This window comes from Mesorhizobium sp. WSM4828 (genome assembly GCF_055811175.1).
Map to the genome: position 1 here is coordinate 84,883 of NZ_JBVVQK010000021.1, position 21,546 is coordinate 106,428.

8 protein-coding genes are annotated in these 21,546 nt (G+C 62.4%); all 8 read right to left on the reverse strand.

Annotated elements, in window-relative coordinates; all coding sequences use genetic code 11:
* Positions 1-2: 2 nt before the first annotated feature.
* Genes AC0L2X_RS22445 through AC0L2X_RS22480 form a run of 8 tightly spaced genes read right to left on the reverse strand, consistent with a single transcriptional unit; the run spans position 3 to position 21,139 of the window.
* Positions 3-6,461, reverse strand: coding sequence for an RHS repeat-associated core domain-containing protein (locus AC0L2X_RS22445; protein ID WP_473600374.1), 6,459 nt, complete (start codon positions 6,459-6,461; stop codon positions 3-5).
* Between the two features lie 25 nt (positions 6,462-6,486).
* Positions 6,487-9,324, reverse strand: coding sequence for a leucine-rich repeat domain-containing protein (locus tag AC0L2X_RS22450; protein WP_473600375.1), 2,838 nt, complete (start codon positions 9,322-9,324; stop codon positions 6,487-6,489).
* Between the two features lie 52 nt (positions 9,325-9,376).
* Complete coding sequence (locus AC0L2X_RS22455) at positions 9,377-11,497, reverse strand: RICIN domain-containing protein (protein ID WP_473600376.1); 2,121 nt, start codon at positions 11,495-11,497, stop codon at positions 9,377-9,379.
* A gap of 19 nt (positions 11,498-11,516) precedes the next feature.
* A complete protein-coding gene (locus AC0L2X_RS22460) occupies positions 11,517-13,562 on the reverse strand; it encodes a hypothetical protein (RefSeq protein ID WP_473600377.1) in 2,046 nt (681 codons plus the stop codon).
* Positions 13,559-14,899, reverse strand: a complete 1,341-nt coding sequence (locus AC0L2X_RS22465; RefSeq protein ID WP_352668134.1) for a hypothetical protein — start codon at positions 14,897-14,899, stop codon at positions 13,559-13,561. The genes AC0L2X_RS22460 and AC0L2X_RS22465 overlap by 4 nt, the downstream gene beginning before the upstream one ends.
* Positions 14,896-18,744, reverse strand: coding sequence for a coiled-coil domain-containing protein (locus AC0L2X_RS22470; protein WP_473600378.1), 3,849 nt, complete (start codon positions 18,742-18,744; stop codon positions 14,896-14,898). The genes AC0L2X_RS22465 and AC0L2X_RS22470 overlap by 4 nt, the downstream gene beginning before the upstream one ends.
* Entirely contained in the window at positions 18,741-20,069 is a 1,329-nt protein-coding gene (locus AC0L2X_RS22475; protein ID WP_473600379.1) for a hypothetical protein, read from the reverse strand. Before AC0L2X_RS22475 ends, AC0L2X_RS22470 begins: the two co-directional genes overlap by 4 nt.
* Complete coding sequence (locus AC0L2X_RS22480; RefSeq protein WP_473600380.1) at positions 20,066-21,139, reverse strand: hypothetical protein; 1,074 nt, start codon at positions 21,137-21,139, stop codon at positions 20,066-20,068. The genes AC0L2X_RS22475 and AC0L2X_RS22480 overlap by 4 nt, the downstream gene beginning before the upstream one ends.
* Positions 21,140-21,546 lie beyond the last annotated feature (407 nt).

A 21,546-nucleotide genomic window follows, 5' to 3' on the forward strand; every position in this document is an offset into this window, starting at 1 on the left:
GGTCACCAATGGACGCGCGGCTTGATGCCGAGCATGTCGCGCAACTGGTTCTCCGTTATGTCGTCGGGTCGGCGTGTGCCGCCGACACCGATGGTACGTGCTTCCTCGTTGCGGAAAGCATATGACTTGCCATCGAGACCTACGTAGGGCGCATCCTTGAACCCCGAATGCTGGCCGGCCATGCGGTGCGTGGCGTGGATTTGCTCGTGACCGAGCACGATGCCAGGATCCGCCGGATTGGACGCAGTCGTGCCCGAGGACTTGTCGAACTCAACAGACGTGCGTGTGCGCGACGCAGCCGGGTCATAGCCGATGATCACGTCGCCCTTTGTCGATTCCGGGTTCACCAACGGATCCTTGTTGCGGGCCGCGGTGACGCCCGGCTCGTTCTGGATCGTCGTGGTTTGTGGGTCGGCGATGACCCGGCGCATCAACTCGCGGCCGCTGTCGAAGGAGTTGGATCCGACAAAGAAGTTCTTCACGTCCAGCCAGGCGCCATGCAGCCAATTTTGCGATACCTCGCCACTCTTGCTGTCGACCCGTGCGGTCGGATCAATTCGCTGGATGTCCTCTTCGACCTGCCGTCGGTAGGCCGCGTCGCCGGCAACGATCTCCTTCAGGCCGGTCGGGTCGAGGAAGGCCATCGGATTGTTGTTGGCGTAGGCGAAGAGATTGCAGGACGTCGAATTGCCGGTACACTTCTCCGGATCGCCGACGTAAAGCGGATCGGGCGAAATGAACCGCCCCAATGCCGGATCGTAGTAGCGGGCGCCATAGTAGTAGAGCCCGGTATCGTCATCGAGATATTTGCCGGTGAAACGATGGTGGGTCTTCTCACGCGGCAGCTCCGCGGCGACATCCGTCAGGTGTTGGGCCCAGGCAGGGGCCAGCGTCTCCGGCCCATGTTCGGTGCCGTACGCCCGGTAGAGCATCTGCTCGACGGGAACGCCGTCGGAGGCGATGACATAGTCGCTGCTCTCGAGATGATCCTTTAGATAGTAGAACCATTTGCCGGTGCCGTGTTCCAGACGAACGAGCTTGCTGGAGGCGATGTTGACATAGCTCTCCTCGCCTTTCGGACCGATCTCGAACGTGTCGACTGGGTAGAGGTAAAGCTGCTCCGGACCCGATCCGTCGGTCGGGATGACCTTCTTGTAGAGGCGACGCCCCGTCTGATCGTAGCCGTAGAGCACTTCATTGGTCGCAGTCTGAGCGCGGATCAAGCGTCCGTTGATGTCGAACACCGTTCCGGTCAAGGTCGGCGATTTCGCAAGTTGGGCGAATCCGTCGAAGGAGTAGGGCTTCGATGCGCTGCCGGCCGGGATGAGGCCGGTCACGGCGCCGGCGGACGGCGCTATCCGCGCGCCGGGCTCGAGCTCGTCGTTGCGGGCAAACGTTCCCGCCGCCGAATAGCCGAATTCGGCCTGCTGGCCGTAACGATCGATCCGCACGAGTTCGTTCTTGAAATTGTAGTGGAACGTTCCCGACCGGTCGACATGTCCGTCGCTGCCGGCGCCTTGCGCCAACGCGTCGACGATCTGGGTGATCGAGCCGTTGGCGTTGAAGGTCATGCTCAAATCCTGCAGCGGTTTGCCGCCGGCTTGCGTAACGATGTGGGTGAGGAACAGGGTGGCTGGATCGTAGGTCATCCGGGTGAATGCGCCCAGACGATAATCGACCCGCTCGATCTGTGATTCGGGATTGTAGGTGATATTCTCGATGATCTTCTCCGGTCCTGAAAAATCGGGATGCGTGACTGTCACCGACCGCAGGTTCTTGTCGGGCCCCAGTGCGAATTTCGACGCCAGGCCGCGCGGACCTTCGGACGAATCTATGCGGCCATCCAGCGTGTGGTGGAAATGATCGGCGTATTTCGCGCCATCGATCTCCACCTCATGGGTAACCATCCGGCCGTTCGCATTGTAGGCGTAGCGCTGGACGGCGTCGAACGCCCCGTTGGGATCGTGAATGATCACCTCGGTCGTCTTGTCGAGGGGCAGCGCTATCGGCGTTTCGAACCCGGCCGCGGAGGCGACTTGAACGGCGCGGTCATAGCGGTATTCGAGGTGAACCACGCCATCGTTCACCTCGGTCAGCTTGCGGTTGAGGAAGTCGTAGGTGAAGGTCTGGACCGACGTTTCGCCATTGTTGCCGATCCGCCCGATCACCGATTGGCGACCGCGCGCATCGTAGAAGGCGTAGCGGTCGCCCATTCCCGGAATCGACTGGAATTCGATGTCGCCGACGGAGTTGTAGATCAGCCGCCGCGGCGTCGTCTCGCCCGGCAGCCAGATTTCGCTCAGGTAGCCGAAGGAATCGCGCACGAAGCGGGAGATATGCATCGTGCCGCCGCCATTGCTGGCGATGGAAGCTGTCACGCCGTTCTCGTTCTTCAGCGAATATTCACTGCTTTGAACGGTGCCGTCGAACTGGTCGTTGTAGGTCGTGATCGTCAGCGTGCCCCACGGTTGGAAGGTCATGGCGGACACCTTGCCCGACGGATGGGTTTCGCGGACCATCCGGCCGGCTGGGTCATAGGTGTAGGCATTGCCGATTTCGTGATCGGGGCGCGGAACATCGCCAAGATCGAACACCTTCTGCAGGTTGAGATTGTCAACGCCGCCGAAGCTTTTCACCACAAAAGGCGTCCAGCGGAAGATCTGCTTTGCATTGCGGTTGTAGAGTGAGAAGTTATTGACCCGCACTCCACCCTCAGCGACGTTCTCCAGATCGGCGACCTTTTCGCTGCGGGCGTCGTAGGCGGCGAGGTCCGCGATGAACTCGCTCTCGCCTTCCGGTGTCTCGGCAGCGCTCGCGTAGCGGCGGCGCGCCGTAAGGATGAGCGACGGCAGCCCATGCTCGCCGATCTTGTAAGTGTAGAAACGTTCGGCGCCATCCGTGGCCGTTTCCCGGGTTTTGCGGCCGAGGGCGTCGTAGCTGTTCGTCACGACCATGCCCAAGGGCGTTGTCGTCGTCGCAATGGTGCCCTGGCGCGGCCCATCATAGGTCATTTTCGTCGTCTGATCGAGCTCGGCCGCAGCGCCCGACGCCTTGGTGTAGCTGAGCGTCAAGGTGCCGGTTGGGTCGTAGATCGCCGACTCGGTGACGCCGAGTTCGTCGGCGATCGAAATACTGTTACCGAAGACATCGTAACCCATAGTCTTCACCAGCTTTCGGCTGGCGTTGCGGAACTGTTCGAACGCGGGCGGCAGGGCGCCAAGCCCCGACAGTACTTCCAGCGTTCGCGACCCCATCCGACCGCCGGAATTTGGCAGATAGGTGAAACTCTCGCGGCTGAGCAACCGGGTCCCGGCCAGAATACGCTGCTCGGACGCCGCGTTGACGATGCCGAGCGCCGCCAGATCGGCGCGCGACTGCGTGTAGTCGGTCTGGGTTGTACGATTGAAGCCAGGAACCGTCAGGCGCTCCGGTCCCGGAATGTCGCGCACCTCGACCGTCTCCGACGTAGGCATGTTGAATTCGTCAAAACCGGCATAGGTCTGGGTCTTGACCGGATCCTTGCATTCGGGATCGGCCGCATCCTGCTGTTCGGCCTCGCCGGCGGAGTCGGTCAGCGTCTCCTTGACCTTCCTGAGATAGGACGAACCGTCGCCACGCGGAAATGCCTCCCACGCCGACGATTCGCATTTCAGCATCATGCCGGTCGTCGGCAGCTTCTGGCTGCGCGTAGCGGTCGACAGCGAGTGCAGCGCTGCCGCTGATGGATCGAGCGTCTCGGTTGTCTCAGCGCTCGCGACGAGCGTCGCCTCGGGCTTTACTTCGTATGTCTTGCGGATCTTTAGTTTGCCGGCGAGGTTCAGGTCGGCCGCCCTTTCTGCGAAGGTGTAATACTGTTCGCGATCGAGGCTGGAACGCTGCGTGACGCGCTGGCCGGCCGCGTTCTCGTCGCCGTAAGCGACCTTCTCGACCTCCGAGAAGCCGATGAAGCGGCGATTGATCACGTCATAAAAGGGATTGTGGTAGAAATATTCGTCCGTCTGCACCTGGGCGCGAACCTGGCCTGGTATGCCCTGCGACGTGACGAGCTGCTTGGCGACGACAACGGGGAAATGCAGGTTGCGCGTCGGCTGGCCGTTGGCGCGGTCGCGCAGCATCTCGTCGATCGAGGTCGCATAGCGAATGTCGTGCCGGCGGCCGGAATCGAAGTCGACGACCGTCAGCAGGTTCGCCTTGACGAGTTGCATAGTCGCGGTGCGGTTGAAGTCGATGACGACGACGGGCTTTACCTCGTCGCCGGACGGCTTCTGGAATACGATGATCTCGGTCTGGCCGTCGCCGTCGATGTCCGCGACGCGCGAGGCGAAGGTTTGCGTCGACGTCCCGAGTTGAACGCGCAGATTGAGCGCGATACTGAGCGGATCCTTCAGATAGGTCCCGTCGCCGAAGCCGAGCCAGATGCGCATCTGGTCGGTGCGCTCGCCCATCGACGCGAAATCGATGATGCCGTCGCCATTGGCGTCGATGTACCACATCGTGGCGAGGCTATCGCCGGACTGCATGCCCCCGATCTTTGAGAAGGTGCCGTGACCGCAGAGCGGATCGTTGATCGCGGCATCGCCGAACAGCAGCGCATTCGGGTCCGTCGAGAAGATGTTGCCCTCGTTCTCGTAGAGGCAGAAGCCCTGGTCGGCTGGACGGATGACGACGAGATCGGGCAGCCGGTCGCCGTTGATGTCGACCATCCGCACATTGTTGCGGCCGAGTATCTGGCCGTCCTGACTGTTGAATGGGAACGCCTTGGTCAGGGCGCCGAAATTGACGCTGTAACCGCCATCGGCCTGGCGCCGTGTGAGATTGAGGAATATCCGCCATTCGGTGCGCCCATCAGCGTTGAGGCGCGTCGTGACGATATCGGACTGGCTGTCCATATTGACGTCGTTGAAGCGGCCGTTGCCGCCCGCGAATGTCGTCGGCGAGACGCCGGGCAGCGGGATCGACCGGCCGAGATAGGGGAAGGTCCCGTCGGCCCTGCCGTCATAGACGTGCATCAGCCCATCTTCGATTTCGACGATATCGACGAAGCTGTCACCAAGGATGTCGGCAAAAGCGAAGCGGTTGTCAGTGAGCCGGGGCGCGATCTGGCGCATCAGTCCAGCCTCGGTCGGACGCGACAGGACGAGCTGGGTCGTGTCGCCGAAGGCGCTGTTCAGGTCGCCGCTGCCAAGATGCACGGTCGCGCCATCATCCTTGCTTTGCACGATGTCGACCAGTGCATCCATATTGAGGTCGGCCAACTCGAAATTCTGCGGAGGGATGTCGCCAGCGAACGCCATCTTCGGGGCTTCGAATACGACGGAGCGCGACGCCAGCTCGGCGCTCGTCCACGACGAATAGCCGAAGTGGATATCCGGGAACTTCAGCGTCGATTGCGCCAGCGCCTCGCCGCCGGTATCGCCATATCGGTAGAGCACGCGCAGCTGGTCCAGCACGTTGACCGACTGCGTGTCGATGAGCGGTGTCAGGTCGGCCTGGGCCTTCGCCAGGCAGTCCGGATGCGCCCGGACGACGAATTTGGAGGTGTCATTCGTGTCACGGCCGACATATCCCATGCACCATTGGGCGTAGACGGTGTCCTTGAACTTGGCCGTCATCTTGCCGTAGAGCCGGGCGTTCTCCTGTTTGCTGCCATTGGTGTGGCTGACGAGCGTGGATTGCGTTTCGATCAGGTCGAACTGATAACTGCTCTGGCCGCCGGCGAAGCTGGCCTTTGTGAGATAGCTGCGTCCACCGAAACGCTGGTATTCATAGCGGACGGCTTCGCGGTTAGCGTTGAGCTGCAGAACCAGCGGCCATTTCGTGACGTAGGGCGCGGCTACGTCGAAATTGCCCTCCGCCACGGATCGATCGCCGCTGAAGATCAGCCGCGTTCCGTCGGCGTTTGTCACCTCGAAGCCTGAGGAGATGGTATCGGTGTGCAGCCCACCCGTCAGGTCGAGCGAAACGACGTCAAACGTGCCAGTGTGGTAGAGGATCTTAACGAAATCCTCGGCGTATTCGGGCTTGTACTCCCAGACGCCGTTCTGGTTTCCGACGAAGACGAGCCGCGCGCCCATGTACGATAGGCGGGAGAAGAAGTCGCCGCCGGGTTTGGTGCCGGGCAAGGCCGTGCCGAGATCGTCATTGACGGCAATCGCCTGGGTGTTGAACTGCCAGCCGATGCCGAGGCCGTTGCCGCTGTCACCCGCGAACTGGCTGTAGGTGAGACTCATTTGCGGCCCGAACTGGCCGCGCGTCGGCAGGTTGGGTAGCGGCAAAGTGAAGTTCGCCGATCCGGTGTTGTTGTTCAGCGTGAAGCTGCCTTCCTCCTGCGTGACGGTGCCGCCGGCCGCAGGTAACTGGACGATCGACGTCGCCGATTTGTCTTCGGCGTGTGCCGGGGAACCGAGCACTGCGGCGCTGGCGGTCAGGGCTGCGAGGATGGCAAAGGTCTTTGCGAACATGGGGCTACCTCTCCGGATGCAGGCATTACTGATGAATGTGCGGGCTCACGATGATGAGTTGTAAGCAGTTCGGGCGTGGACAGATGACCGAGGGCTGGACGGCAATCGCGTCTTGCAGGTGAATGTTTCCATCGAAGATGCGCAACGGCTCGCGCTTGCAGGCTTCGCTGACTTGCTGGAGGAGCGGCTGCGGGAACGAGCAGATCGGATTGTTACCGAGATAGGATTTTCCGATCACCGGATGGACGTGAGAGAAGTTTTCAATCCGGTTGCCCCTCAGATCGACGACCGACAGCGCCGGAAGCGAGCCGAGTGGCAGCGCATCGAAGACCCGATTGTTGCGCAGATCGACATCCGTCAACGCCTGCATGTTTGATAGATTGCCGACATTGCTGATCTGGTTGTCATTCAGGTAGATGTATTTGAGGCCGCTCGAGCCGAAGCGCGGAATCGCCGACAGCCGATTGGTGGCGAGGTTCAGTTTCTGAAGCTCCGTAAGCGATGCGATCGGCGAGGCGTCGGTGATCAGGTTGTCGAACAGGTTGAGTTCGCCCAGCGCCCGGAAATAGACCACAGGATTGACGGCCATAATCGACTTCTTGTTCAGCGACAGGCTGGTCAGTGACTGCGCCCAGTTCTGCGCTGCGTTGCAATCGGTGCTGTCGACATGCTCGGCCTGCATGCGGCTGTCGAGTGCCGCCATGAAACCGCGCGCGTCGCCGAGCGCGATCGAATCGAAGCGGTAGACGGTGCAGTATTCAGCGAAACTGGCGTACTGTAGCGGCAGGTTGCGCATGCCGGCATCGTCGAGCAACGGCAGGTCCGCCAAGGGGGTTACTGATTGCACGTGCGTGTTCGAGAAATAGAGCTTGGTCAGCTTGTTGAGTACCCCGATGCCGATCAGGTTCGACACTGGATTGCCGTCGACGTTCAGTTGTTCGAGGCGGCGCAGTTGCAATATTCCCTGGATGGAGGTGATCTGGTTGTTGCGAATCCAAAGCTTTGTCAGTCCCGGTATCGCCGACAGCACCGAGACATCGGACAGCTGGTTGTCGGACAGGTCGATGGAGGTCAGATTGCCCATCACCGGGAACAGCGAGACGCTGGTCAACCCACGGTTCTTCGCGTCGGCGAACTGGCGTGAGCTGAGATCGTCATAGGCTTTGCCGCAGACAGCCTTGCCTGAGATGGACAGCAGCGCGTTTACTTCGGCGGCTTGCGCGGGCGTCAGAAAGTCGGTCTGGTTGCGCATCAGGCATGCCGACAGGAAATCGGTCGCCTGTACAGGATTGTCGGAAAGATCGAGATTGATCAAGCCCGACAGCGCCGCCAGCGGTCGGACATTGGCGATCGAATTCTTCGACAGGTTGAGTATGCCGAGATTGGTCAAGCCGGCGAGCGGCGCGACGTCGGTGATGTTATTGCTCGAGAGGTTGAGCGAGGTGAGTTGCGGCAATGTGGCGAGCGGACGCAGGTCGCTGACGATCTTGGACGACAGGTCGAGCGCCGTGGTCGCCAGCAGCTTGTTGCCGACCTCCGAACATGTTCCGCCGCCCTCCAATTCGACCATGGCGCGAATGGTCTGCCCAAGCGGGGTTGCGGCGTCGCGGTGCAGCACGCATAGGTCAACGAAGCTCTGCCCGCCGTCCGCTACGATTGGATTGCCGCTGAGATTGATGGCTAGCGTCGAGGGAAAGCTTCCGAGATTGGCGAAGGTCTCGATCTTGTTGTTGGCAAGGTTGAGGCTGGTCAGGCCGCCGAGCGCGCTGAGCGGTTCGAGCATGTCGCCTGCAAGGCCATTGTTGCCGATGGACAGTGTCGAGAGCGCCTGCAGGAATTGCAGCGGCTCAAGGTTGCCGATCTTGTTGTTGTCGAGTGTAAGGTTCGTGAGTAACGCCAGCGCTGAGAGTGCGCGGATGTCGGTGATGTCGTTGTCGGAGAGGTCGGCTCGCGTCAGCGCGGTCAGCGGCGTCAGCGCGTTGATGTTGCTGATGTGATTGCCGGAAATGTCGAGGAAGGTCAGCGCCTTGAGCTTGGTTAGCGGCCCGAGGTCGGCGATCGAGTTCTCGGCAATCGACAGGCTGGCGAGGTTCGTCAGTACCGCAATCGGCTCGAGCGACTGCACGCCCGTGCCGTTCAGATTTAGCGTCGTGATTGATTCCAGGAAGGTCTGTGCAGCGTCGCAGGCGGCGGGATTGCCAAGCGCCGATACCCCACCGGGCGTTGAATCGAGCACCGCCATTACGGTCGCCGTTTCTGCCGGCGTGCGGTCGCCCTTGACGCACCAGTTGGCGAAGGTCGTTGGCTTGTTGACCGGCGGCGCGCCGGAGAGGCATGCGATGGTGTGGATCTTGCCGGCGAAGAACGGCGTCGGGTCAGCGTTCAGAGCCTGGTCGAGGTTGAGCTTCAAGTCGGTGACCAGCAGCGAGCAGCCAGGAATGTAGAGCCGGTCAGAAAACGTCGTCGCGCCGAAGTCGGAGGGGAATTGCAGGTAATAGACGAGGCCGCTGCCATTGTCGTGCGCGAACACCTTGATCGGATATGTCTCACCCGATGGGCACAGCAGCGGGTTGGCGGCGGGATCAGCCGCGACGATCGCGCTATCGACGGCAGTTAGCACCTCCGAGGGAACCGTCGCGAAGCCAAGTCCACGGATCACTGCTTCCTCGTCCGCTTGGTCCTTGCAGCGGATACGGTAGCCGCGCCCGTCCGAGATAAGCAGCGGATAGTGCAACCGGTTTGCCTCCAGGGCCGGATCCTCGAACAACACAACCTTCGGTTCGTCCGCGCGGGCCGGGCCGGCGGCCGCGGTCACGAGCAGGACCGGGAGGAGGAGGAGCAGCGATCGGGCGATGCGGTTCATCTGGTTTCTCCTTTCGAGGCTCAGATGCGGATCAAGCGAGCCGCCAGCGACGCTACCTCGCGTCTGCCGGCTTGATGGTCCAATAGCGAGACGGATCGCGGTCGCAGGTGAACTGGAGGGCCGGGATGTTGTTCAAGTTGCTAACCCCGCCGGCAATCGTGAGGCACTTGCCCGTCTGGACGTTCTCTGCCTGAACTCCGTCGCGCGTCTCGACCAGATTCCAGCGGCGGGAAGGATCGTCGTCACAGTTGAACTGCAGGGCGGGAATGTTGTTGTCGGTGCTGACCCCGCCGGCAATCGTGAGGCACTTGCCGGTCTCCACGTTCGCCATCCGGAAACCGTCCCCTGCTTCAACCAGCCTCCAGCGCTGCCATTGACTGCCGTCGCAGTCGAATTGCACCGTCGGCGCGTTATTGTCGGTTCTTCCTTCCGCGACCGACAGGCACTTTTCGGTCTGCCTGTTCACCAGTACGACCTCGGGGTCGGCCGCCCGTATGCTCCAGAACCGTGCCGGATCGCGGTCGCAGTTGAACTGAAGGGCGGGGATGTCGTCGTCGGTGCTCACCCCGCCGGCAATCGTCAGGCATTTTTTCGTCAGCACGTTTTCGGCCTGAAAGCCGTCGCCGGTCGCGGTCAGCTTCCAGCGTCTCGAAGCGTCCCGGTCGCAGTTGAATTGGAGGGCCGGAACATTGTTTTCGGTGCTGACCCCGCCGGCAATCGTCAGGCATTTTGCAGTCCGCACGTTCTGCAACTGAAAACCGTCGTCCGTCTCGACCAGCTTCCAGCGGCGCCACCGGTCGCTGTCGCAGTTGAACTGTACTGCCGGCGCGTTGTTGTCGAGGCGCCCCTCGGCAACAGCCAGGCATTTGCCGGTCTGCATGTTTGCCAGCACCACGTCAGCCTCCTTAGTTGCCGTAATGCAGGCTTCGAAAATCTTGCCGGAGGCCGCGGTTGGGTGCTCGGGCCGACTGATGCAGACCGCATTGCCGTCCAGCGACGGATTGAATGGCAGGATAGCGCTGACAGACTGCACAGTGGCCAGGCGGTTCGCTCGCAGGTTAAGGGCGGTAAGCTTCGTCAGGCCCGTCAAGGCGCGCGCATCTGCGATCCGGTTCCTAGACAGGTCGAGCGCCGTGAGTTCTTGGAGAAACCGCAGCGGTGACACGTCCGTCACCTTGTTGTTGGCCAGAACCAGCCGCGTCAAAGCCCGCGCCGAGGCGAGCGGTCGCAGATCGGCGATCTGGTTGGAACTGAGGTCGGCGTCGGTCAGCTTCTTCATGACTGCCGCTACGTTGATGTTGCCGATCCTGTTTCGCGACAGATCGAGGAAGGTGAGCTCGGTCAGCTTTTCGAGATCGCGCGTGTCGGCAATTTCATTGCCGGACAAGGTCAGGCTCGTCAGATGGGTGAGCGTCGCCAGCGGCTCAAGGTTGGTCAGCCGTCGCCCGGCAAGGTCGAGCGTCGTGCTAGACGCGAGAAAATCCTGCGCGCTTGCGCACGCCGCCGGATTGCCCAGCGCGGAGGCACCGCCGGGTGTCAGGGCAAGCAATTCCTCGACTGTCGTCTGCTGAGCCGGATCGAGGTCATCCTTGATACACCAGCTGGCAAAGGTCGTCGGCCTGCCGACAAGCGGCGCGCCGGCGACGCATGCGATGGTATGAACCTTTCCGGCGAAGAATGGGGTGGGATCGGCGTTTATCGCCTGACTGAGGTTGAGTCCGAGTTCCGCGACAAGGCCCGCGCAGCCGGGAATGTAGAGTTGATCGGAAAAGGATGTTGACCCGAAATCGGTCCGGAACTGAAGGTAGTAGACGAGCCCACTGCCGCCGTCGTGCGCAAAGACCTTGATCGGGTAGTTCTCGTCGGACGGGCACAACAGCGGATTGGCGGCGGGGTCGGCCGCGATGACCGCATTGTCGACGGCCGTCAGCACTTGCGACGGAACGGTGGCGAAGCCCAGTCCACGGATCACCGCCTCTTCGTCAGCCTGGTCGTTGCAGCGGATGCGGTAGCCGCGTCCCTCGGTGATGAGCAGGGGATAGTGCAAGCGGCTGGCGTTCAGCGTCGGGTCCTCAAACAGGACGACCTTCGGCTCCTCGGCGCGGGCCGGACCGGCATCGATCGCCAGGAGCAGCGTCAGCAGGAGTAGCAGCGAGCCAGCGATGCGGTTCATCTGGTTTCTCCTTTCCGCTCTATTCGACCAGGGTGAAGCGGCCTGGCCCGCAAGCCCGGCTGGTATTGTCGCGTGCGATGTCGTTGCCCGGCAGCAGGAAGCTGGCGCTTGAGCCGCTGTCTGCGAAACTGACCGCACAGCGGAAGCCGGATACCGTCGAGGTGGTGAAATTCGCCGACGAACCACGCTCGAGCTGGATCGCAGAGCCGACCGCAAGGCCAGTGGCCGCGGGTGCGAAGCCAACCGAGCGGCCTGCCACGATCGCCCCGCGCAGAACCAGCGGATTGGCCGCGGAGACGTCGGTAGACTCCACCCGCATCAGGCTGTCGGAGGTAAGCACCGCGCCGAAGCGCGCGCGGACAATGCTGGAGCGGGCGGGCGTCTGGGCCGAGATCAGCAGCCGTGCCCTTACGCCTTGGATCGCCAGCATGTCTGCTTCCACCCTGAGGCCGCGCGCATAAAGATCGGCCAGGCACAGAGAGACGCCACGCGCCACCGGCGACAACCCATCCGCCACGGTACCGATGGTCACATTGTCGAGCGCGACAGTGCCGTTCTGGGCGATCACGGCGACGACCTCGTCGGTCGTTTGATCGGCTGCCCGTGCCAGATCGATCCGCTCGAGCTCGAGCCGCGGCAATCCATCCGCGACGATGATGACGCCCGTCGCGGACAGGATGCATGACGAGGTTCCGCCCGGCACGCGGTTGGCGGTGCCGACGAGCCGCGTGCGGGTGATGCCGGGGGCCGGCGCCATGTGCACCGTCTTGAACGGCAGTCCTTTCAGGATCAGACTCTGCGGCACCTGGACCGCTGCGGGCAGTTCGAGCCTGAGATTGATCCGCCCGGCGCAATCGCCCTCGGCGGAGAATTGCGTCAGCGTCAGCGTGCCACCATCATTAATGCGGCGAATGCACGTATCGCTGGCCGAGCCGCGACAGTCGAAGCCGGTAGCCGGCGCCGGAGCGGATGTCAGCGCTCGATCGGTCTCGCCCATCCAATCGCCAATGCCGGGGGCAGACAGGCCGAGCGCCGAGGTGAGAAGCGGGCAGCCCGTGAAGGACAGGCTTCGCCCGTCCGCGAAGGTCCAGTCCAGCCGCGCATTGCCGAGGGAGTCAAGCGAGCTGATGGACGGGCCGGCTGGCAGCGGCGACAGGCCGAGGTCGATGCCCGGTTGCGCGAAGGCCGCGTGCTCGCGCTGATAGCCCTCGCAATTCGACAGACACAGGTCGACGAAGGGCGCCGAACGAAGCGCGGCGACCGCGTCGGCACCGAGTAGGGTTACGCCCTCGGCCTCGGCGATTCCGAAGAATGCCCGTAATTTCTTCTCTACCGCTTCCGCCGCAGCCGCATCGACGATGATGTCGCGCGTCGCCCTGCCGTCGAGGCGCACAATGGGCAGATAGGACGGCTGCACCCCTTCGCCGGGCGGCGTGTAGCGCACGACATAGACCGTGTCGCCGATGCTGTCGGCGCTGAGGAAGGTTTCAAACCGGTGCAGGCTCCAGCGGGCCGCGCTCGGCAGTGCCAGGTCCAACGGGCCGCCGAGATCGCCGCGCCCGCAATCGAGTACGAACGGTGTCCCCACGCTTGGCGGCGTGACGAAGCCCTGGAGCACCCCCGGCAGTTGCAGTCGCTCGCGGATGGCGAGCGCCGCCTTGATCTCCGCGCAGGCGGTAGGCACGGCGAAATAGCCGCTGCCCGAGGGGGAGGGGAGATAATAATTGCCCGATGCCGCGACATCGGCCCAGATCGCGGTTGTCGCCGGCCAGTCAATATCGAATGCGGTGCCAAGGCATGGCAGCCGTGGCTGCGCCCCGAAGCCGCTTTCGGCTTGAAGCTTGGCGAGCGTCGTCTGCGACACGGTGGCGGTGTCGGGCAGGTGCAGCAGCCGCTTCGCCTGGCCTGGGCTGGCGCAGCCGGCGAGTTCCACCGCCTTGCCGTCGAAAAGCGCGACATAGACGTCCTTGTTCTGGTCGGTCACGAAAGCGGCAAGCTGCGGCTCGGCGCTGGCCACCGAAGCGCCCGCGAGAAACAGGGCGAGCAAGGCGGCCGCCTGTTTCATCGCAATTCACTCAGGCAGCTTGCTGCGCGGGCTGGATCCATGTTGACCTCGGTCATCAACGGATCGAGGCCAGCCGACTGGCACAACTCCTTGACCGAGATCGAGTGCGGCCCCTGGAAGTCGACCGTAAGGTTTCCGCTGGTGATCTGCCCGTTTTGGCCGACGCACAGCGGATTGTTGGCCAGCGCGGGCCGGCGGCAGGTGCGGATGACGTCGGCCATCGCGCGGCGATTGGTCAGTTCGCAGAAGTAGATCCGGCAGAGCGCGGCGACAGTGGCGCGGTTCTCGGCGTCAGCATTGATGATGCGCTTGATGTCTGCGACCAGCGCGCCCGCCTTGGCTTCGAAGGCGAGGCCTTCGACGCGGGTCTTCTCGCCGGTGATCTCACCCGAACGTTCCGTGATCTTCGGCATCAGGTTGATGTTTTCCGAGGTTATGAACAGCCCGCCTTTCCAGCGGTCGAACTCGTCAAGGATCGAGGTCGCCCTGAGGATCGCCTCGCGGTAGGCGCTGTAGATCGGCCCCATCTTGGTGTCGCGCGCCGCCTCGTAGACCTGGTTCAGCGCGGCATACTCCTTGTTCACTGCGTCGGCACCGGCCTTGATGTCGTCGATGCCGGCGCGCGAACTCTGCATCAGGCCCTCGGCGCGCTTAAGCTTTCGGGAAAACATCGCCGTGATCGGGCTCTCGACGCTGGCGAAGTAGCTCTCGATCACCTTGCCCGCCGACCCGTCGGCGAAGGCATCGATCTCGGTGTCGGACAGATTGGAGATCAGGCCGCACTGGGCGTCGAAATCGGCACTCAAGGGGCCGGCCTCGCAAGCGCTCATCTCGGCCAGCCTCTGGTCGAGCGTTCGGTTCGAACCGAGCCTTTCGGCATACTCGAACAACGCATGATTCCATTCAATCGCATTCAAGTCAGCCTGGCTGTGCCGCCGGTCGCGACAAAACAGCGTCTGTTCCATCCGGCTCTGGTTGCCCGAAGCGCGATAGGCGTCGAGGTGACGCGTCGCCTCGGCGCAGTTGGCCAAGCCCGAAATCAGACCGGCGAGCTGCTGGTGAACGGGCGGGAGTCCGCGTGTCTGCGCCTCTCGCATCAGGTTCGCCGCGCGTCGGCTGTCGTCGGGACTGCGGGCCGGGCGGTGGAAGACGCAGATGCCTTGCTCGAAGGTCTTCAGCGTGCCATCCGGAATGGCGGGCCCCTCGCAGTTGGGAGCGTCGAGAACGCGCGATTCGATCGTATAGCCGGCAAGATTGTCGACGAACAGGTCGCGCGCGACTGCTCCCGTCTCGCCAAGCGCCAGAGCAAGCGCTGCTGCGGCAACGACGGCTCTCACGGCGCGCTCGCGAAGATGAAATAGAGGGTGAACACAGCGCCATCGAACGGGCAGTCGCTCGGCTGGAGCGACAATCGGTACGAACCGATCAGCGGCGCGCCGAGATAGGGCAGGATCAGGCTCGTGTCGTTCGACGGTCCGGGCGCGCGCGGGAACTTGCGCGCCTGGTAGCGATCCTGAACCCAGTAGCGGATGATCCGGGTGATCTCGTCGCCGCTGTCGGCCTGGTTGAAAAAGGTCTGCAAAGCGACCCGCTCCGGCCCGACCGAAATGTCGGCGCGGACCTCGCTCGACCCCTTGGTCAGCGGCTTGAGGACGAAGCCGCTGCCGCGGTGTTGCAACGCGAAGCGGTTCCACTGCGTCCCTGTGCACTGGTAGTCGGTACCGACGAAGACGTCGATCAGGGTCAGGTTCTTGCGTTCACGGAATTTGTTGGGCGCCCACAGCGCGAAATAGCCGTTTGCCTTCATCAGCGCCTCGGTCGACGCGAAGGGCGAAACCTCGAACTCGACATTCTCGTCAAGCGCGAGCTTGCGGGCGAAGCCGGAATTGGCGGGCACAACGATCTGGGCGACATCGATATTGATCTGTCGCTCGTCGAAGAAGCGCTTGGCGACGATGTCGTCGATCATCGACTGGAGCTGGGTTGCGTTACGCACATAGACCGCGGGCACAGTCGCCGCCTCGCCGGTGAAGGCCTGCACCACTTCGAAGCGACGGCGCATCAGGTGCATCAGCCGGTTAGCGGTCTCGAGCACGCGCCGCTTGGTCACCAGATATTCGGGGATGCCCTTCATCAGGTCGGCGACGGTCTCCTGGGTAGCGATGAACAGATTCTTGCGCGTCGCCGGATCGTCAATCTGGGTGACGAGCTTCGTCATGTCTTCCTGTTGCTTTGTCACTTCGGCCTGAACGTTGCTCTGGAACTTCAGGATGCTGTCCTGCAGCGCGCGGCTCTTCAGCCCAAGATCCTTGGCCTGGTTCAGACCTGCGACGAGTTCCTCGGTGTTCCCGCGCGACTGTGTGATGCGCTGCTCGACGAAGGCGAGCTCGGTTTCGCTCAGCGCCAGCATCTTGTCCTTCTGCCGGTCGCGCAGTTCGTTGATCAGGTTGGTCGAGGCATTCGATTCCTCGGCGAGGCCGGTTACGGTCGTCTGCGCAGCACGCACGCGCTCGATGCGGCCGTTGGTTGCCGCGACCAGTTCTGCCACGCGCGCATTGTCCTGGTTGAGCTGAGCTTCCGAGAGGGACAGCTTGTCGAGTTCGAGGTTGAGGATGGCGATCTCGTTGGTCAGCCGGTCGATCGTGCGTTGCTGGTCGGTGACCTGGAAACTGAGCATGTCGTTTTCGCGGGCCTGAAGATCGAGTCCGGCGAGGATGCGTTCGTGGTCGGACTTGAGCCGCGCCACTTGCTCGTCGATGCTGAGATCTTGGCTCTGGCAATCGACCGCCGCCATCGAGCCTTGCAGCGCCAATTCCTTGATGTCCTGTGCCCCTTGCGCGAGCCGGCCGGCCAATTGGAAATGGGTGTCGACCAGCGCCCTTGCCTTGAGCGCCTTGTCGAGATCGAGTTGCGCGATCGCCTGGCGGAGCTGCGTGAGGCGCTGCTTCAGCGCGTTGATTTCATTTATATTCGCCTGAGTGATCTGGCCGGTGCTGATGATCGTCGACAGGATGGATTGGGCCGCTTCCAAGGCCGCCCTGATCGGTTTGGCGACGTCCACCACAGTCGCGACACCGCTGCCCAAGCCGCAGGCGCAGGTGATGATCTCGGGCACCGCAGCGCCGATCGAGTATGCACCTTGCACCGAAGTCAGGATGACCTGCGCGGCCTGTGTGGTGCCGTTGAACGCGACGAACCAAGCGATCACTTCCGACAACTGGCCGTCGACCTGGTCACGCGCCTCCTCAAGGTCCGCCTTTCTCCTCGCATAGAGGTCCCGCTCAGCTTCGTAGAGCTTCTTGGCGAAGTCCGTTTCCGTCTGGGAAAAAGACCCGCAATCGACGTTCGCAAGTTCCTGCGGCAGCGAGATGTTCGATGTGATCATCTGCTGGTCGGCGATCAGCGGCTCGACATCGGCGAAGTCGGCGCTGCCGATAACGCACTTCATCAGGAATGCTTTCGCTTGTGTCTGCGAGTTCAGGAGCTGGGCCCTGAGACCCGACTGACCGTCCGGGCCGCACATCTGGGCAACGTATTGGTTGCGCGTGAAGGCTGGCGTCACGGTCTGACATGCCTGTTCGCCCGCGAGCAACGGCGTGAACGGATGGTCGGCCGTATCTCCGATCAGGGCGAGCTGATTCTCGATGCCGCAAAGCTGCTCGCGGTCGACGGCCCGGCGGCGTTGATAGAGATCGGTCTGGCGCAGTTGCAGTTCGGTAATTGCGTCGTTGGCGCGGGCGATCGCGCCCTGGTTGTTGGCGATCTGGGTTTGAAGGATCTGCCGCTGGCGAACCGCCTGTTCGAGCTGGTTGGCGTTGCGCTCGGTCTGGCGGGCATATTCGGTGATCTGGCTCTCGAGCGAGGAAATCTGCAGGTCGAGGTTCATCTGCGTCATTTCCCAGTTCAGCAGCCAGCGCAGTTCGTTGCGCCGCTCGACTTCGGCCTCCTTGGAGAGGACGATCAGGTCGAGTTCCTGCCTGTCATTGATCTGACGGCGCTGGTTTTCGAACTCGGCGATCTTCGTGCCGAGCTCGATCTCCAGCGACCTGATCTGCTGGCGATAGCCGAACGTGTCCTTCTCGGCGTCGACCGCGTTGATCTCCTGCTGGACAGTGGTGGCGAAAGTCTGCGCCTCGTGTTCCAGCTTGCCGATCTTGTGGGCGATCAGGTTGACTTCCTGACTACGGATCGTCCGCTCCTCGTCGAGCGCGCGCGTGGCTTCCCCTTCCTTGTTGGCGTACCACCGTTCAACCAGCGCCTCGACATTGCGCTCGACCTCGGTCAACCGCTGCTCGCTCTCGGTCAGGGCCTGCTGCAGGTCCTCGAACGGGATCGTCGTGAACTGCATCGGGTCGATATTGAGGAAGAGGAAGCCCTTGCGTACGCTGTCCATGCGCGCATCGAGGTCGCTCTGCTGCAGCAGCAGGTCGGCGCGAAGGTCGTCGTAGGTGGACTCGCCCGGAATATCCATTTGCGTCTCGACCAGCACCCACATGGCGGCTTCGTAGTTGGTGTAGGCCTTGGAGAGGTTGGGTTGGCTGTCGAGGCCAGCGCCTCCGACGGCGCCCAGTGTATCGCTGACCAGGAAGTCGAGCGCCTTGACGCGAGCCTCCGAGACGGTCTGATACCACACGTCGCCGGTGTTCATCAGCAGTTGGATCTTCAGCGAAGACAGCGCCGTGAGCTGCCGCACGAAGGTGCGGTAGCTCGCATCTTCTCCCGCCGCGGTGCCCTGATCACCGCCTTGTTGTCGGGCGAGAATGCGAAGGCCCCGGTCGACGATCTCGATGCCTTGCCGGCCGAATTCCTGCGCGGCCTGCGGCGAAACCGGCGTATCGTTGCGGCTGACGCCGCTCGCCGACGACAGGAAGGGCATGTCGGCGGCGAGGAACAGGCGATAGCGTCCGAGTTGCAGGTGGCAGTCGAAATCGCACACGATCGCCAGTCGTCCGGTCGTCTCGTCGCCGCAGGTCGTCAGGAACTGTTCAAGTTCGGTTGCGACTTCACCCATATATTTCACGTCGGCTCGGAAATTGGCGATCTTGAGCAGCGTCGTCAGCTCGCCGGCATGGCCGGCGGCCGCGTCGACGTCGAGCGCCATGCAATCTTGCGCGCGCGCCATTCCTGCAGTGCCGAAGACGATGCCGACAACCAGTCCGCAAAGCAGCAAGAACCGTCTCATGGCTGCCCCGTCGTCAGAAAGATCTCGGAAATCTGGCGCACATGCCGGGCAAGTTCGGCCATCTGGGCCTTGGAAAGCGACGGATTCTGGAACCGTGCCACCACTGCGCGGGCATGGTTGATACAGTCCTCGTAGGGGCTGCTGATTTTCGCGGTCAGCGCGCCAGTGTCGAGCGTGAGGTCGAGCGCTGAATACGCTCCGCCCAGTCCTGCGCAGGAAGAAAGCTCAGCCGTGATCGCCGGATCGTCGACAACATGCGTGAGGTCGGATAGGGCCGTCATCACCCCTTCGATCTGCCCGACGATCTGCGCCATCCTTGCCTTCCCCTCTTCGAACTCCTTCAGCGAATCCGGCTGGTTGAGGCTGGAGAGATCGACGGCTTGCAGCGTCGCGATCGTCTCGGCTGCCTTCAGCTGATCCGCCTTGACGAGCACCATGTTGGCCTGCGCGTTGCCGAGCACACGCTCAAGCTCCATCACCTCGGCCGACTTGATCGACACGTCCATCTCGTTGACCAGCGACTGGTATTCGGTCGAAGCGGTGTTCATCAGGTTGAGCGTATCGTCGACCTTCGTCCTGACCGCCTTGACGATCTGGCCGCGCACCCGCGTCTCGATCAGCGCGGTCGTCTCAGCGCGCCCGCGCACTGCCTTGGCCGAACAGACCAGCTTCGCCAAGGCGTCCGAGCCGAGTCGTGCCCGCACGGCCTCGACGATCGGGAATAGCGGACGCCAGGCGGCAGGCAGCGCATCCGCGCTTGCGCCCGACAAAGGCCCGACATCGATCTCGTTCATTCTCGTCAGATGCCGGCATTTCTCCGGCAAGTCGGCCCCCGAGAAGTAGAGTCGCCCGGTGATCAGATAAGCCTCGACGGCGGCTGCGTATTGTCGGCCGACGAGGGCGGCGAGCTCTTCGGCACTATCGGTCGAAACTGGGGCGAAGAAGCGGTAGCGGCTGAGATAAATCTCCGCCCATGCGAGGCGGCGCATCAGCACCGAAGCATCGTCGGCCGAAAGCGGGATGACCGGAAAACCGACGCCGCGGCTGCCGCCGGAAGGGGCCGATGCCTCGCCGATTACCTCGCCGGCGAAGGGCAGGCCGAAATCGGGCTGTGTGGCCTCGTGACTTGGTTCGACGGCGGCGGGACCAGGGGCGAGCAGGCTGAACCGGGTCGTCTCGGGCGTCGCGCCAGAGAGCGTCGCGTTCCAGAAACTGTCGAGCTTCTCCGACGTGTAAGCGCGCTCCAGGATCGATGCGGCGCCGGCTTCGCCGGCCAGGACGCAACAGACGATCAGGAACAGCGCAAGGGCTCGGATGCTTGTCATCGGCAGTACCACACCCTGTCGGCCGCGCCAGCCTGGGCGCAAATTCCGGTCGCGGCGCCGTGCGCCTTCCAGTCAGCCTTTATCTTGGCGAGATCGTTGAATGCGCCCTGTGCCGCATTGTCGGCATGAACCTCGGCGTCCAGTCGCCAGAAGGGTTTTGCCGGATCGGTCGGCAGCAGCACCCCGATCATGTTGATGTGGAACGCAGAGATTTTGAGAAAGTCCTCTGCGCTTGCGACAGTGTTGCGATTGAGATTGGCGTATTGCTCAGGTGTGACGTCGCCGAGCGCGCGCTTGAACTCCCCCTCCGAGACTTCGACGGAGCGCAGCATCTGCGTTGTCTTGGCCGCCAGCCCGTCGAGGATCGAGGTGTTGGCGACCAGCGTAGCGCCCGCACCGCTCACCGGTCCGAATATCTCTGCAAAAATGGCGCGGATCGCCTTCAAGTGCGTATCGGCCGATTTGATCTCGACGCGGCGCAGAGCGATGCCTGTCTCGAGATCGGACGCTCGACTGACGAAGCTCCTCAGCGCCAGTTGCAGCGTGTCGAACGAGGAACGGGCTTCCGGCGGCGGCTGCAGGAACACCGAGCGCGCATAGCGCACGGCTTCGCTGCGGGCAATGTCCTCGACGGTAGCGCGTGTCAGCGCCGATTCGGGACAGCCGGTGACCCCGCCAAGGTCATTCAGCATCTGCGCGGCATGATAGATTTGATCCATCTGTCGCATGGTGCCGAAAGAGCCGCTGGTGGTGAACTCAGCCTCGACGCCGGATAGATAATCGGTCAGGTATTCGCGCGCGAACTTCACCATCTCGCACTGCACGCCGGCGGCGCGTTCGCGAATATGGCGTCCGTAGAACGATGCACCGACAAAGTATTTCTGGTCGGGCGTCGGTTCGAACCGCTCGACGAAGAGCGACTGGATAACGGTATCATATTCGCCGCACGCATAGGTGCGTTCAAGACATGCGGGGTCGGTCTGCAGGTCGCACTGCGATAGCGCGGAGCCGCACACTTGCTGGGCTGCCGTGAGGTCAACCCCTCCGCCGAGCACAAGAACCGCGGCCAAGATGATCGCTGTATTGAAGACGCATCTCTTCAACATAACGACCAAAGGAAAATGCACAAAAGCCTCCCCTTCCGCCGAAGCGGCGGCCCCATTGCTTTTTTACTGGCAATATCTAGCAGGCTACTTTTGGTATTTGCTCGTTACAGCGAAAATTGGCAGCCAAAGGCGTGGCCAATTCAACCTCACATTCGCTATAAAACGCCCTTAATAAAGTAAGTTAAAACAGTTTCTCTGTCAACACACCTGGCTTTTTGCATTCCATCCCGGAAAACCCGGCCTAAGTGTCGAGGCGGTTAACATATCGTAAAGAATTGTCTTTTCCGCTTGCTTTGGCCTCGTCCAAGCTTCGTTCGGCGCCCACCGTTCGAGTGCCGAAGGTCACGATCTGGCCTGAGAAGCCGAAGAAC

Coding starts and splice junctions, on each gene's coding strand:
- AC0L2X_RS22445 (WP_473600374.1), bottom strand. CDS start 6,461: ATGTTCGCAAAGACCTTTGCCATCCTCGCAGCCCTGACCGCCAGCGCC.
- AC0L2X_RS22455 (WP_473600376.1), bottom strand. CDS start 11,497: ATGAACCGCATCGCTGGCTCGCTGCTACTCCTGCTGACGCTGCTCCTG.
- AC0L2X_RS22470 (WP_473600378.1), bottom strand. CDS start 18,744: ATGAGACGGTTCTTGCTGCTTTGCGGACTGGTTGTCGGCATCGTCTTC.
- AC0L2X_RS22475 (WP_473600379.1), bottom strand. CDS start 20,069: ATGACAAGCATCCGAGCCCTTGCGCTGTTCCTGATCGTCTGTTGCGTC.
- AC0L2X_RS22450 (WP_473600375.1), bottom strand. CDS start 9,324: ATGAACCGCATCGCCCGATCGCTGCTCCTCCTCCTCCCGGTCCTGCTC.
- AC0L2X_RS22460 (WP_473600377.1), bottom strand. CDS start 13,562: ATGAAACAGGCGGCCGCCTTGCTCGCCCTGTTTCTCGCGGGCGCTTCG.